This window comes from Eubacterium sp. (assembly GCF_057858645.1).
On record NZ_DBLZZO010000030.1, the window covers coordinates 16,927 to 32,416 of the forward strand.

The 15,490-nt window shown below is 31.7% G+C and carries 15 protein-coding genes; all 15 read left to right on the plus strand.

Going from position 1 to position 15,490, the window contains the following annotated elements; genetic code table 11:
- Positions 1 to 146: 146 nt before the first annotated feature.
- On the plus strand, positions 147 to 2,009 hold the full coding sequence (locus ACZM4J_RS10285) for a TIGR03960 family B12-binding radical SAM protein (RefSeq protein WP_022164625.1): 1,863 nt from the start codon (positions 147 to 149) through the stop codon (positions 2,007 to 2,009).
- A complete protein-coding gene (locus tag ACZM4J_RS10290; RefSeq protein ID WP_489486090.1) occupies positions 1,990 to 2,670 on the plus strand; it encodes a TIGR03936 family radical SAM-associated protein in 681 nt (226 codons plus the stop codon). Before ACZM4J_RS10285 ends, ACZM4J_RS10290 begins: the two co-directional genes overlap by 20 nt.
- The gene (locus tag ACZM4J_RS10295) at positions 2,663 to 3,787 is read left to right on the plus strand and encodes a ribonuclease E/G (RefSeq protein WP_428244656.1); all 1,125 of its coding nucleotides are present in this window, start codon (positions 2,663 to 2,665) and stop codon (positions 3,785 to 3,787) included. Before ACZM4J_RS10290 ends, ACZM4J_RS10295 begins: the two co-directional genes overlap by 8 nt.
- A gap of 50 nt (positions 3,788 to 3,837) precedes the next feature.
- Complete coding sequence (locus ACZM4J_RS10300) at positions 3,838 to 5,418, plus strand: extracellular solute-binding protein (protein ID WP_489486085.1); 1,581 nt, start codon at positions 3,838 to 3,840, stop codon at positions 5,416 to 5,418.
- Positions 5,415 to 7,178 (plus strand): sensor histidine kinase, encoded by a 1,764-nt coding sequence (locus ACZM4J_RS10305; RefSeq protein ID WP_428244657.1) that lies wholly within the window; start codon positions 5,415 to 5,417, stop codon positions 7,176 to 7,178. Before ACZM4J_RS10300 ends, ACZM4J_RS10305 begins: the two co-directional genes overlap by 4 nt.
- A 107-nt stretch (positions 7,179 to 7,285) precedes the next feature.
- Positions 7,286 to 8,731, plus strand: a complete 1,446-nt coding sequence (locus tag ACZM4J_RS10310; RefSeq protein WP_428244658.1) for a response regulator transcription factor — start codon at positions 7,286 to 7,288, stop codon at positions 8,729 to 8,731.
- Between the two features lie 103 nt (positions 8,732 to 8,834).
- Positions 8,835 to 9,521, plus strand: a complete 687-nt coding sequence (locus ACZM4J_RS10315; protein WP_022164759.1) for a SanA/YdcF family protein — start codon at positions 8,835 to 8,837, stop codon at positions 9,519 to 9,521.
- A gap of 57 nt (positions 9,522 to 9,578) precedes the next feature.
- Complete coding sequence (locus tag ACZM4J_RS10320; protein WP_428244659.1) at positions 9,579 to 10,781, plus strand: DUF4317 domain-containing protein; 1,203 nt, start codon at positions 9,579 to 9,581, stop codon at positions 10,779 to 10,781.
- Positions 10,782 to 10,798: 17 nt separating this feature from the next.
- Positions 10,799 to 11,746: an LppM family (lipo)protein gene (locus ACZM4J_RS10325; RefSeq protein ID WP_022164757.1), complete on the plus strand. Its 948-nt coding sequence runs from the start codon at positions 10,799 to 10,801 to the stop codon at positions 11,744 to 11,746.
- 138 nt (positions 11,747 to 11,884) lie between these two features.
- Positions 11,885 to 12,184 carry a 50S ribosomal protein L21 gene (gene rplU, locus ACZM4J_RS10330; protein WP_022164756.1) on the plus strand — a complete coding sequence of 100 codons (300 nt, stop codon included), beginning with the start codon at positions 11,885 to 11,887 and terminating at the stop codon, positions 12,182 to 12,184.
- 12 nt (positions 12,185 to 12,196) lie between these two features.
- Entirely contained in the window at positions 12,197 to 12,520 is a 324-nt protein-coding gene (locus tag ACZM4J_RS10335) for a ribosomal-processing cysteine protease Prp (protein WP_428244660.1), read from the plus strand.
- A 2-nt stretch (positions 12,521 to 12,522) separates the two neighbouring features.
- The gene (gene rpmA, locus ACZM4J_RS10340) at positions 12,523 to 12,807 is read left to right on the plus strand and encodes a 50S ribosomal protein L27 (RefSeq protein WP_117999615.1); all 285 of its coding nucleotides are present in this window, start codon (positions 12,523 to 12,525) and stop codon (positions 12,805 to 12,807) included.
- A gap of 108 nt (positions 12,808 to 12,915) precedes the next feature.
- Entirely contained in the window at positions 12,916 to 14,199 is a 1,284-nt protein-coding gene (gene obgE / locus ACZM4J_RS10345; RefSeq protein WP_428244661.1) for a GTPase ObgE, read from the plus strand.
- 10 nt (positions 14,200 to 14,209) lie between these two features.
- Complete coding sequence (yhbY, locus tag ACZM4J_RS10350; RefSeq protein WP_022166145.1) at positions 14,210 to 14,503, plus strand: ribosome assembly RNA-binding protein YhbY; 294 nt, start codon at positions 14,210 to 14,212, stop codon at positions 14,501 to 14,503.
- Positions 14,504 to 14,519: 16 nt separating this feature from the next.
- Positions 14,520 to 15,490: nicotinate (nicotinamide) nucleotide adenylyltransferase (gene nadD / locus ACZM4J_RS10355; RefSeq protein WP_489486088.1), on the plus strand; the 971-nt coding region annotated here is incomplete at its 3' end.

A 15,490-nucleotide genomic window follows, 5' to 3' on the forward strand; every position in this document is an offset into this window, starting at 1 on the left:
TACCATATTTCAGCAAAAAGTTTATGGCAAAATACTACATATAAATTGTGAAAAAACTTAATCTGTATTATAATATAAATACTTGTGTAAAAATTTCGTCATTTTATTTTGATGGGGAAATAATAAACTATTTAAGAGGAGTTTTAATGAGAAAATTAGCACTTAGTGATGAAATACTAATGAAAATAGAAAAGCCATCTATGTATATAGGTGGAGAAGTTAATATGATAAAAAAAGATCCTAAAAAAGTAGACGTTCGATTCGCAATGGCATTTCCTGATGTTTATACAATTGGGATGTCTCATTTAGGAATTCAGATTATATATGATTTATTAAACAGACGTGATGATATTTACTGCGAAAGAGTTTATTCTCCATGGGTTGATTTAGATAAAATCATGCGAGAGGAACACATACCATTATTTGCACTGGAGTCTCAGGAACCTGTAAAGAATTTTGACTTTTTAGGCATTACTCTTCAGTACGAAATGTGTTACACAAATATTTTGCAGTTACTTGACTTAAGCAATATACCGTTTTTGTCAGTTGATAGAAGTGAAGATGATCCAATTGTTATTGGTGGTGGGCCATGCACTTATAATCCTGAGCCTATAGCAGATTTCTTTGATATCTTTTATATGGGTGAAGGTGAAACAGAATATTACCATTTAATTGATTTATATAAAGAAAACAAAGCTAATGGTGGTACAAGAAGAGAGTTTCTTGAAAAAGCAGCAAACATACCATGTATGTATGTGCCTATGTTTTATGATGTTTCTTATAATGAAGATGGAACGATTAAAGAAATGAAATGCAATAATCCTAATATTCAGGATGTAGTAAAAAAAGATATTGTTCTTGATTTTGATAATGTATGCTACCCTGATAAGCCTGTAGTACCTTTTACAAAAATTGTTCAGGACAGATGTGTTCTTGAAATTCAAAGAGGCTGTATTAGAGAGTGTAGGTTCTGTCAGGCAGGTTCGGTGTATAAGCCTTTAAGAGAAAAAAGTCTTGAGACATTAAAAGAAATTGCTCTTACCCAGTTACAAAGTACAGGCCATGATGAAATATCATTAAGTTCTCTTAGTACAAGTGATTATAGCAAGTTAAAGGAATTGATAGATTTCCTAATTGAAGAATGTAAGAAGAAAAAAATAAATATTTCCTTACCTTCTCTTAGAATTGATGCTTTTTCTCTTGATGTTATGAGTAAGGTTCAGGATGTGAAAAAGAGTTCAATTACTTTTGCACCTGAAGCAGGAACTCAGAGAATGAGAAATGTAATCAACAAAGGTCTTACAGAAGAAAATATTTTAAATGGCTGTAAACAGGCATTTATAGGTGGTTGGAATAAGGTAAAATTATACTTTATGTTAGGTCAGCCAACGGAAACAAATGATGATGTAGATGGTATCATGGATTTGTGCGAAAAAATTGCTGAACTTTATTATGAAACAGTTCCAAAAGAAGAACGACATGGAAAGTGCCAGATTACAGCAAGTACCTCATTTTTCGTGCCAAAGCCATTTACACCTTTTCAGTGGGCACCAATGTGTACAGCTAAAACATTTTTAGATAAGGCTCACAAAGTAAATGACAAAATGAAAACTTTATTAAATAGAAAAAGTATCAGATATCACTGGCATGAATCTGACATTAGTATTTTGGAAGGTTTACTTGCAAGAGGTGATAGAAAATTATCAAATACTCTTTTGAGAGTATACGAAAAAGGTGGTATTTATGATGCCTGGTCAGAGTATCACAACAGACAGATTTGGGACGAGGCAATTGAAGAAACTAATATAGACATGGATTTCTATATTACAAGAGAACGTAGCGATGACGAAATATTCCCTTGGGATTTTATAGATACAGGAGTAACAAAGAGATTTTTATTAAACGAATGGCACAATGCTCAAAATGAAAAGGTAACTCCGAACTGTAGAATGCAGTGCTCAGGTTGCGGAGCTGCAAGTTTTGGAGGAGGTGTATGTTTTGAAAATTAGAATTAGATTTGAAAAACAGGGCCAAATGAAATTTATAGGTCATTTGGATATGGTTAGATATTTTCAAAAAGTTATGAGACGTGCCAATGTTGACATTTGTTATTCAGAAGGCTTTTCCCCACATCAGAAAATGTCTTTTGCTGCCCCTTTAAGTGTTGGCGTAATTAGCAAAGGAGAGTATTTTGATATTGAGGTAAACAGCTCTCTTTCAAGTAAAGAAATGATTAAAAACATCAATGCTAAAAATGTAGAGGGTGTAAAAGTTGTAAGTTATAAAGAGTTACCAGAGGGTGCAAAAAACGCCATGTCAATTGTGGCAGGAGCAGATTATTTTGTTTACACAGACTTATTTACCGAAGAACAGGTTAATGACTTTTATGCACAGGATGAAATCAACATTCTTAAGAAAACAAAGAAAAGTGAGAAAATAGTAGACATAAAGCCAATGATTCATGAAATGAAGTTTAATGAAGATGGTATTTTTATGAAAGTATCTCAGGGTAGTGCGGCTAACCTGAAACCTGATTTGGTAATGAGTGCATTAGAACAGTTTACAGGAGCTAAGTTACCGGAATTTGTTCAATATGAGCGTTTGGATATGTATTGTTTAGAAAATGATAAATTGGTTTCTCTTAGTGAAATTGGAGGAAACATTGAGTAATATTTTAGTAGTATCAAAAGTAAGAAATAAAATATTAGGTTTTCAATTTGAAGAAAATAAATTAAGTAGAATTTATAATTTGGAAAACAAATCTCTTGTTGGAAACATTTATGTTGGTTACGTTAAGGATATTGTAAAAAATCTTAATGCGGCTTTTGTGGAAATTGATGGAGAAAGTAAAGGTTTTTTATCTCTCAAAAATTTTCCTTATAAAATAAAACAGGGTGATAAAATTCTTGTTCAGGTAGCCGGTGATAAGGTTAAGACTAAGGATTATCTTCTTACCTGGAAACTTAATATTTCTGTTGGTAGTGTTATTTTGACTGTTGGAAACAATAATTTTAGCATTTCAAAAAAAATAGATGACAGTTTGTTAAGAGAACAGTACAAGAATAGTTTCTCCCATTTCTGTACTGATGAATATGGTTTTATTTTAAGAACAAATGCCCAAAGCAAAGACTTAAAGAATTTAGAAAATAATATAAATGAAGCTATTGAAATATACAATCAAACAGTTAATAAATTTAATTTCTTAAAGGCTAAAACCCTTGTTTACAAAAAAGATAAACAGTTGGAAGTACTTGAAGATTTTGTATTAAAAAAAGATGGCATGGTTATTACAGATGTTGAGCAGATATATGAAAGCTTGAAAGCAGCTGATATTTGTGCTTCTTTTAACGACGAAAAGAAAATAAATCTTATTAATAAATATTCTTTGGAAAAACATTTGCAAAACAGTTTAAACAGGCATGTCTGGTTGAAATCAGGGGGTTATCTGATAATAGAACATACTGAGGCGATGACTGTAATTGACGTTAACACAGGTAAGGCTGATTTCAAATCAAACAGAGATAAAACAATACAGAAAATTAATGAAGAGGCTGCAAAAGAAATTGCAAGACAGTTGCAAATTAGAAATATATCAGGAACAATTATTGTTGATTTTATTGGTTCAGATGAATTAAAAAACGGAAATCTTATAGCTGTAATGAGGCAGGAAGTTAAGAAAGATTATGTAAGTTGTAGTGTTGTTGATATTACAAAACTTGGTTTAATGGAAATAACAAGAAAGAAACAGGAACAGCCATTATATGAAATATTTAGTGAAGCTAAATGATAATTAAAGTGTCTTTTCTAAAGAGAAAAGTTACGGAAAGGAATTTGCTTATGAGAAAATTAAAAAAAATAGCATATTTATTTTTGACAGTAATTATATGTGTAATATTTATTGGATGTGGAAAAAAAGTCAAAAAAAACTCCACAGTTGATTTGTCATGGTATATTAACTTTTCATGGTTTTCAGGTGACTGGGGAAATAATATGGTTTCAAAAGCTATCACAGAAAAAACAGGTTGCTCCATATCTTTTGTTACACCAACAGGTGATCCTAACGAAAAATTAGATGCAATGATTTCCAGTGATACTTTGCCTGACCTTATAACGTTAGGCTGGTGGGAATCTGGAATTGATCAGATGATAAATGAAGGGAAGGTTTATGCTTTAGATGAACTGTCAGAAAAATATGATACATATTTTATGAAAGTAGTAGATGATGCAGTTGTGAGCTGGCATAAGAGCGATGATGGGCATTTATATAAATATCCAAACTCTGCATGTGCCCCTTCTGATTACAGCAAGTACGATAATTTAGCTTCCAATGAGACTTTTTTAGTAAGAAAAGATATATATGAGGCAATTGGTTCACCAGACATGACAACTCCTGAAGGGTTTGAAAAAGCTGTTGAGAAAGCTGCCAAAATGTATCCTACCGTAGATGGAAAAGAAATGATACCGGTGGGCTGTACCCAGTTTAATGACATAGGTTGTGATTCTTTTGACAATTATCTTTTAGATTTTCTTGCAGTTCCTTATACAGACAAAAATGGTAATGCCATTGACAGACTAAAAGACGAAAGTTATGTTGCATGGCTTAAAACCTATAATCGTCTTGCCCGTAAAGGTTTGTTAAAAGATGATATTTTTGTTGATTCAAGAGCGCAAATGTCAGAGAAAATACTAAATGGTCAGTATTTTTGTATGATTTATCAATACACTGACATGGCTGACCAGGAAAAAGTTTTATACAAAGAAAATCCTGATAGCATTTACATAGCTGTAGATGGCCCGAAAAATTTAAATGGTGATGATTATACACTGCCGGGTACAAGTGTAAATGGTTGGACAGTTACATTAATTTCAAAAAACTGCAAGAATCCTGATAAAGCTATTAAACTTTTGTCCTATTTGATTAGTGAAGAAGGTCAGAAAATGACATGGCTGGGTGTAAAAGGTAAAACTTGGGATTATAATGAAGAAGGCCGGCCTGAAATGAAAAAAGAAGTAAAAAAATTACTATATTCAGACAGAACAACTTTTGATAAAAAATATGGTGCTGATTCATGTTATTGGATGATGCAAAACGATGCAATGGGTGCACAGTGGATTAAAGACGATGAGGATAATCCGGTAACCCAGTTGAAGCAATGGACGTATCCATATACTACCTGTGTAGGGCAGTATACAATAACATTTGATGATTCAACAAAAATAGGAAAAACAAAGAATTCAATTGAAGGTTTGTGGGGAGCAACACTTCCTAAATTATTACTGGCAGATAGTGACAAAGAATTTGACAGTATATACAACACGTTTATGAAAAAAAGATACAATATGGGCTTTGAACAGGTTTTAAAGGCGTATACGAAACAGATGAAAATTAACATAAAAAAATTAGGATTGGATAAATGAAGAATAAGAAAATAAGAATTTCATTATGTAATAAAATAATACTTATAATTGTAGTTGCCTTATTTGTATGTACCTGTCTTTGGACATCTGTTATGTTTTTTAATATTTCGAATAATGCCAGAGAAGTAGCATTAACTGACGAAAAAAACAATATGTATAATGTTTCGGCTCAGTTAAAAGATGTTGAAGAAACCTGCTATCTGGTAAGACAGTTAGTTTTGCAGAAAAACAGAATTTTTGAATATATTCAGAAGGTACAAAATAACCAGGATTACAAAGGTGTTAAAAAATTAGATTTTTATAAAAATGAAATTGGCTCAATAGATGCAATGGTAGATATTAATCCATACATATATAATGTTAAGGTTTATGCCAATGCAAATGTTACTGAAAAAGCTCCAAGTTTTTATAAACTTAACCGTTTGCAGCAACAGGAATGGTCAAATAGTTATGAAAATAATAAATGGGTGTTTGATTTTAAGGAAAACAAGTATGGAGTAATCGGTAAAACACGACTGGCAGCTATTATAAAAAATGTTACTGATGAAACAGGAAGATTGGTTGCTGTAGTAGAAGTGTCTACGGAATTAAAAAATTTATTTTTGGACTTTGACAAAAACGATAACAATGAATTTACATGTTTTATTTCAAATAAAGGTGAAGTCTATGCTTCAGATAAAAATAAGAAAACAGTAGATGAGAATATAAATGAAGTTAAACAAATTTGTAAATCAGATAAAAATAATACAATTACAAGAAAATTTAATGGTGAAACATCAATAGTTTCTACAGTATATTCTAATTCTTTAGGTGGAACTTATGTTAGAGTTGTTGGCACAAAGAAAATTGTTAATTCCTATTATAAAAGTCAGCTTCTTTATTTTATAGTTGTATTTCTATCAATGATTGTCTTTATTTTTATTGTGGCAATTTTAATAAAGAATTCTTTTTCAAGATTTAATAACCTAACAAAAGAAGTAAGTGAAATAAAAAATGGCAACATCATTAAATTAACTGAAAAGGGTAATGATGAAATATCAGAGTTAGGTAAACAAATTAACAAAATGGTAGATTCTCTGGAAAAATTAAATGAAGAGAATATTGAAAGACAGTTGCTTGCCAAAAATGCAGAGATACGTTCCCTGCAGAACCAAATTAATGCACATTTTATGTATAATGTTTTGGAAACAATAAAAATGATGGCTGAAATAAAAGAAGAATATGTAATCAGTGACGCAGTTACTACTTTAGGAAATATGTTTAGATATAGTATGAAATGGTCATCAGGAATGGTAGAATTAAAACAGGAAATTCTTAACATACAAAATTATTTAAGCTTAATGAATTTAAGACAGGATTACGAAATCTTTTTGTCGTTAAATGTACCGGCAGAACTTTTACGTATCAAAATTCCTAAAATGTCCTTGCAGCCAATTGTTGAAAATTCCGTAAATCATGGTATCGAGGAAATGGCTGAGGACACTACAATTTACATAAAAGTTTTTAAAGAAGAAAATAATGTTATAATTGAAGTATCTGATATGGGAATTGGCATGAGTCAGGAAAAACTTAATGAATTAATTAGAAGCATTAATTCAAAAGAACAGATTTCGGATGACAAAGAACATGGAAGAGCTTTGTATAATGTTCAGCAGAGAATAAAGATGTATTTCGGAAAAGAATATGGTTTGCAGATTTTTTCTCAGGAAGGTGCTTATACAAAAGTTTCAATATGTATACCCTTTGATGATTCTATGTAATTCTTTTGTTACTTAAGAAACAAGAGTCTTTGTTTTATGGATGTTCATTTCTGATAAAACATTTTTACAAAAAGACTTAAAAAAATTTTGAAAGGTTCGGTATTAATATGAAAACACTTTTATTAGTGGAAGATGAAAAACTAATAAGGCAGGGAATTCGCTCCATGATTGAACGTTCAGGCGTAGATATTGAAGAAATAATTGAGTGTAATAATGGTGAAAAAGCATTAGAAGTTTTAAAAGAACAACCTGTGGATGTAATGTTTACAGATATTAGAATGCCTAAAATGGATGGTATAACATTGGTAGGAGAAGTCCAAAAATTGGATGAAAAACCACTTATAGCGGCAATTAGTGGTTTTGATGATTTTGAATATGCAGTGGAAATGCTTAGAAATGGTGTTAAGGAATATATTTTAAAGCCTGTTGATCGAAACAAGATTCAGGAAGTATTGGAAAAATTTGATAACATAATAAATGAAAGAGAAAATCAGCAGATAAAAAATAAAAAGAATGCATACAGACAACTTCAGTATATGTTATTTTATGATAATGTTACAGACATTGAAATCGAAAATATCTGTTTGATTGTTAACCGTTACATTCCTTTAAATAATTTTGTTGTAATTTGCTTTGGAAAAAAAGATGAAGATATTGATTTAACTGTTACTAACAAATATTATTATGTTCAGGGGCAGGAGCACATGGATGTTATTATATGTAATCCACATTATAAAGAAGAAATTTTAAATAAGCTTGAAAAGCATAATATTGGTATAAGTAATGTTTATTACAATTTTATGGATGTAAAACAGGCATTTTGTGAAGCTGCTGAAATGCGTAGAACAGCATTTGAAACATGTACACCAATTGTGGATGCTACTACATATACAGCAATGGAAAAAGAATACGGTTATGGTGTTAAGTTGATGATGCAAACAGCAAATCTTATCTGTTCAAACAAATTAAATGAAGCTTTGGAGCAGTTGGAGATATTTGTTGAAGGTGTGAAGAATAGAAAGTATCCAATAAATGAATTTCAGGAACAAATGAAGCTTATTATTTTAACTACAATGAAAGTTTACGAGAAATCATTAAAAAACAAGGAACATGAAGTTTTCGAACTTCTTGATATTTTTTCATACCAGAATATTGATGAATACATGGATGTTGTACGTGGTTGGATTAAAGGTTTTGATGAACTGGTAAGTGACAACATTGATGAGCAGAAAACAGGCTTAAAAATGCAAAAAGCCATTGAATACATAAAAGAAAATTATGCTACAGATTTGAATATGGCAGTAGTTTCAAATTATATATCAATGAATTATTCACTTTTTTCATTTAATTTCAAGCAATACACAGGTACTAATTTCGTAAATTATCTAAAGAATTTCAGAGTGGGACAGGCAAAGAAACTTTTAACAGAAACAGATATGAAGGTAAATGAAATTTCAAGAGCTGTTGGTTACGAGCATGAGAAACATTTTATGAAAACTTTTAAGAGTATAACCGGTCTTACACCATCACAGTACAGAAATAATTTAGGTTAGTCTTATAACAGGTTAATCTTATAATACGAAATAAGGACTGTAAGACATAGATAACATAAGAATTTTAACAGTTTTATGTTAGGTAGATAAAAAAGGAGATATTATGAAAAAAGGAAAAAAAAAGATGATAATAAAGATTTTATGTGTAATTATATTTTTAGGCGTAATTGGAACATTAACAGTTGTAGGAATTAATTTATACGTTACAGGTTCTGTAAAAAGCAGAATAGTTACAGTTGAAAAATGTAAGAATTTAGATGCTGACTGCATAATAGTTCTTGGAGCAGGAATCAGAAAAGACGGTAGTCCTACATGGATTTTAGAAGACAGAATTATTGTGGGAGACCAATTATACAAAAATGGTGCCGCATCAAAAATCATTATGTCAGGCGACCATGGCAGAGCCAGCCATGATGAAGTCAATACAATGAAAGACTATGCAATTAATGAAAATGTACCATCTGAAGATATTTTTATGGATCACGCAGGCTTTGAGACTTATGATACAATGTACAGAGCCAAAAATATTTTTGGAGCAAAAAAAGTTGTTATAGTAACTCAAAAATATCATCTATACAGAGCACTCTATATTGCAAAGAAACTTGGGTTGGATGCTTATGGTGTACCATGCGATTTAAGAAAATATAGCAAGAAAATGACTTATTGGCGATTTAGAGAGTGTTTTGCCAGAGTTAAATCATTTGATAAATGCATTACAAAGCCTACTTCTAAATATTTAGGAGACAAAATAGATTTAACAGGCAGTGGCGATGTGACAAACGACAAATAATAATATATATACAATTAATATCATTGGTAAAATAAAAACAGGGACAGGGAGATTATTGTGGACAAGAAATCAATTAATGAATTAAGAAGAAGACTTAAAAAAGACGGTTGTACTTTTACAAAAATGTGCGGCTGCTACATTGACGATAACAAAAATAAAGTAACTAATTTGGACGAAATATTTTTAAATCTTGAAGATGAAGAATACTTTAAATATTTAGAAATTGCAAAAAAAGTTTTGTCAACAAACGTGGGAAATAATATTTTAGAACTTAATTTCCCATTAGAAGAAGAAAAGCCGGGTGGTCATCAGCAGTTTCTTTTAGGACTAAAGAAAAGTGGTTTGAAGGATCAGGGGCTTCTTGATACTTTTTACGATATGGTAATTGAAAAATACAATTCTCTTGGCAATTACTTAATTTTATTGTTCCATGACGTATACGATGTTATGACAAAAACAACAGATAACAATAAACTTGATGAGTCAGAAGAAGTTTACGAATATATAATTTGTGCCATTTGCCCTATGGTTTTATCAAAGCCGGGACTTGGCTATAACAAGGATAAAAATAAAATAAGCACATTAAATCGTGAGTGGTTTGTGGGAATGCCCGAAACAGGTTTTGTTTTCCCGGCATTTATTGATAGAAGCAGTGATATTCACTCAGTTTTAATGTATACTGCCGACTCAAAAAATGTTCATACAGATATGATTGAAGATATTCTTGGTTGTAGAGAAAAATTAACATACGCTCAACAACAGGACGTTCTAACAGACATGGTACTTGAAGTTACAGGCGAGGATATGGTAAAAGATGTAATGGATACTGTAAACATTGAACTTGCTCATGTTTCAGACGAAAATCCTGAATCTTACGTGTCAAAAGAACATATAAAAAGTGCTTTAGAACATGCCGGTATTGCCGAAAACAAAGCTGTAAATATTGGTGATCAATATATGGCATCAATTAATACAGAGGAAGTTCCTTTAATTGGCGACATTGTTCCAAACAAAGCACAAAAAATCGTTAAGGACAATAATGAAAAAGAACTTCTCAAAGAAGAAATTAAAGATTTAAATAGAAAAATTGCCTCAATTGAAGAGACAAATGATAACAATGAACAATTAACCGTTGATGAAGGTGAAATAATAATCACTGTTAATTCAGAAAAGAAAGAGTTGATTCGAAGAGAAAACATTGACGGTGTTAATTGTGTGGTTATTCCGGTTTCGGAATCTGACCACGTAAAAATAAATTAATTAAAGGAGGAGGTTATATGAAAAATCGTATAACAAAAATTGCAGCATTATTATTAGCTGTAATTATGGTATTTACAGGCTGTGCACAGGTTGATTTAAACATGAAACTTAATTCAAACGGCACAGGTAATGCAGAAATGCTAATCACTATTAATAAGTCACAGGCAAACGAAACGCTTAAAAAAATGGGGGCAACTGATTCCCAGATTAATGATTTTTGGAGAGAATATCAAAATCAGCTTAAAAAAAATACCGCATCAAGCAATGTAACATATAGTGAGGAAGTTATTGATGGAAAATCTTACATAAAACTTCAGAACAAGCAAACATTAAGAAAAGGCAAGCTGACTGTTGACTATGGTGCAGGTCCAAACAGTTTTTTATCAACTGAAACAGTTTATCAGTTAATTAAACCTGAAACTGTAGACAGTGCTGCGGATTTATCTGCAGTAAACACAGATGATATTGAAATGAATATTACATTTACTTTCCCAAAAGAAATTGTATCAACTAACGGTACATTATCTGCAGATAAGAAAACAGTATCATATAAGGTGGCATTAGACAAAACAACAGAACTTTTTGCTACAACAAATAAAAATGAAACAATGGCAAGTGTTAAAGCAAAAATTAAGAAGGCAAACACAATTGCAAATACAAAAATAACTAAAACAAAAGTTAAGAAAACTTCAGCTAAGGCAAAGACTACATCGGCTACAATTAAATTCAAGAAAGTAAGTGATGCAGTTTCTTATGAAGTTCAGTGTTCAACAAGTAAAAAGTTTACAAAGGCTAAAACTTTAACTACAAAGAAAACTTCTTATACAGTTAAGAAACTTAAAAAAGGCAAGAAATATTATGTAAGAGTTAGAGCTAAGAAGTTGAATCTTATTGAAGAGGATGTTTATAGCAAGTGGGTAAAAAAATCTTTTAAGATTAAGGCAAGTAAAAAAACAAAAAAATAAATAAAAAACAACGAGAAAAAAATTGACAAGTAAATTAGTGTATGCTATTATACTATGGTATGCCGCTCAGTGTGGTTATAAGCATTGCTTTTGCAATCACCGAAACTGGCGAGTAATGAGTAATAGGAGGTGCCCATAATGTACGCAATTATAGCAACAGGTGGTAAACAGTACAAAGTTTCAGAAGGCGAAACTATCAAGGTAGAAAAGCTTGGTGCTGAAGCTGGTTCTAAGTTTACTTTTGATCAGGTTCTTTATGTTGACGGTAAGGTTGGAAATCCAACAGTTGAAGGAGCTACAGTTGAAGCTACAGTAGTTGGAGATGGTAAGGCTAAGAAAGTTATCGTTTACAAGTATAAGAGAAAAACTGGTTATCATAAAAAGAATGGTCATAGACAGCAGTATACAGCAGTTACAATCGATAAGATTAACGCTTAATCAGGTGGTTTTATGACAAGAATAACCATTTATTGCAGAGGCAATACATACGTTGGTTTTTGTATGGAAGGTCATTCCGGATATGCAGAGGCAGGAGAAGATATTGTTTGTGCAGGACTATCAGTTCTCGCTATTAATTTTGTGAATTCAATTGAACAGTTAACATCAGATGAATATACTCAGTTTGAGCATGAAGATGATGGTATAATTGATTTTGAATTTTCCAATAATATTAGTAAAGAAGCTGAACTTTTAATAAAGTCTTTAGTTTTAGGACTAGAGCAGTTAGAGAAAGAATACAAAGATTTTATAACATTAGATTATAAGGAGGTATAGCTATGATGAAGATGAACCTTCAGTTCTTCGCTCATAAAAAAGGTATGGGTTCTACAAAGAACGGTAGAGACTCAGAATCAAAGAGACTTGGCGCTAAGAGAGCAGACGGACAGTTTGTTAAGGCTGGAAACATTCTCTATAGACAGCGTGGAACAAAGATTCACCCAGGCGTAAATGTTGGACGTGGTGGTGACGATACATTATTTGCTACTTCAGACGGAATCGTAAGATTTGAAAGAAAAGGTAGAGACAGAAAGCAGGTTTCTGTATACCCTGTAGCTGAATAATTAAACACAGACACTATTAGGCTTCAAGTCAGTTTTGATTTGAAGCCTATTTTAACATTAAAAGGTAACTCATTATTTATATTAACAATACAATCGTGGAGGATTATTATGTTTGCAGATTTTGCAAAAATTTTCATACAGTCAGGAAAAGGTGGAGATGGACATGTATCTTTCAGACGTGAAATATATGTTCCAAATGGTGGTCCTAACGGCGGAGACGGTGGAAAAGGCGGAGACGTTATTTTTCAGGTAGACAAAGGACTTAACACTTTATACGAATTTAGACATAAACATAATTTTAAAGCAGAGCCGGGACAGGAAGGCGGCAAGCAGAACAAAACAGGAAAAAACGGTGCAGACCTTATTATAAAAGTTCCTGAAGGAACAATTGTCAGAGAAGAAGAAACAGGAAAAATCGTAGCAGATATGAGTGGTGATAATCAGAGAATGATTATCTTAAAAGGTGGTCGCGGTGGTAAAGGAAACCAGCATTATGCAACAGCAACAATGCAGGCACCACAGTATGCACAGCCTGGACAAAAGAGCATGGAATTAAATGTTACACTTGAACTTAAAAGTATTGCAGACGTTGGTCTTGTAGGATTTCCAAATGTTGGTAAATCAACTTTGCTTTCAAGAGTGACAAATGCAGATCCAAAGATTGCCAATTATCATTTTACAACATTGAATCCAAACCTTGGTGTTGTAGATTTAGATGGTGGAAAAGGATTTGTTATTGCTGATATACCGGGACTTATTGAAGGTGCTTCAGAAGGCGTCGGGTTGGGACATCAGTTTTTAAAACATATTGAAAGAACAAAAGTTATTATTCATATGATTGATGCAGCCTCAGTGGAAGGTAGAGATCCAATAGCTGATATTAAGGCAATTAATAATGAATTAGAAAAATATAATCCTGATTTATTAAAAAGACCACAGGTTATTGCAGCTAACAAAATTGATGCAATTTATGGTGATACAAATGAAGTAATCGACAAAATTAAAGCTGAATTTGAACCTGATATTAAGGTTTATCCTATATCGGCAGTTAGTGGTAAAGGCTTAAAAGAACTTCTTTTCTATGTAAGAAGTTTATTAGATCAGTTTGATGATGCACCTGTTGTATACGAACAGGAATATAATCCTGAAGACTACATTATTACATCAGAATTACCATACACAGTTGAAAAAGTTGAAGATGGTTTATATGCTGTTGAAGGACCAAAAATCGAAAGAATGCTTGGTTATACTAACCTTGAGTCTGAAAAAGGTTTCTTGTTCTTCCAGAAATTTATGAAGGACAATGGTATTCTTGAACAGTTAGAAGAATTAGGAATCGAAGAAGGTGACACAGTTAAGTTATACGGTCACCAGTTTGAATATTACAAGTAAGGAGTGGATTATGAATAGCAAACAAAGAGCTTATTTACGAAAAATCTCTGCTACAATCGATCCAATTTTTCAGGTTGGAAAATCTGCTGTAACACCTGAAATTACAGCAGCAATTGATGAAGCATTAGAGAAACGTGAAATTATAAAGTTAAATGTTTTGAAAAACTGCTTATATGAACCAAAGAACATTGCAGAGGTTATTGCTGACAGAACCCGTTCTACAGTTGTTCATGTAATCGGAAGAAAAATTGTCTTATATAGACCTGCAAAGGATGAAAAAGACAGAAAGATTATTCTTCCATAAGTTTAGTGGAGTTATTATGAAAATAGGAATTTTAGGTGGTACATTTGATCCCATTCATAAGGCACATATATATATGGCAAAAGAAACTTTAAAACAGCTAAAGTTAGATAAAGTATATATCATGCCTTCACCATGTCCACCACACAAAAATACAAAAAATATTACATCAGATTTTCATCGTGTAAACATGATTAAGTTGGCGGTAGCTAATGAAAAAAATATTGAGCTTTTTGACTACGAGTTAAAGAACCACTTAAGTTACACAGCTGATACTTTAACCAAACTAAAATCAGAGCATAAAGAAGATGATCTTTATTTTATAATTGGCGGCGATTCTGCTGCAACTTTTACTAGCTGGTATCAGCCAGCTGTGATTCTAAAAAATGCCAATTTGGTTATTATTAATAGAAAGGATGAAAATCAATTTAATATAGAAAGTATAGTTGAAAAGATTAAAGAAGAAGTGGCTGCTAATGTTTATTTACTTAATGTTAAGGAGTCTGATATTTCATCCAGTGATATACGAACACATAAAATAGAAGCTGCAAAAGATTTATTGCCTAAAGGTGTATATGAGTATATTGTAGAAAATAATCTCTATACAGATGGAAATATAAATAAGGCATGGTCTCTTAGCAAAATTAAGGCAGATTTGAAAAATATCTTAAACAAACACAGATATGAACATACTTTAGGTGTGGCAGAAACAGCAAAGAAAATGGCAGAAGCCTTTAACGTTAATCCAAATACAGCGTATTTAGCCGGTATATTACATGACTGTGCTAAATACTATTCAGATTCACAGTTACTTAAATGTTGTAAGGATAACAATATTTTAGTGACAGACTATGAAGAAAAAGCACCATATCTTCTACATGGAAAAGTTGGCGCTTTTATTGCAAAAACAAAATATGGTATAGTAGATGAGAATGTTTTAAATGCTGTTATTTGGCATACTACCGGTAAGGAAAACATGTCTGATTTAGA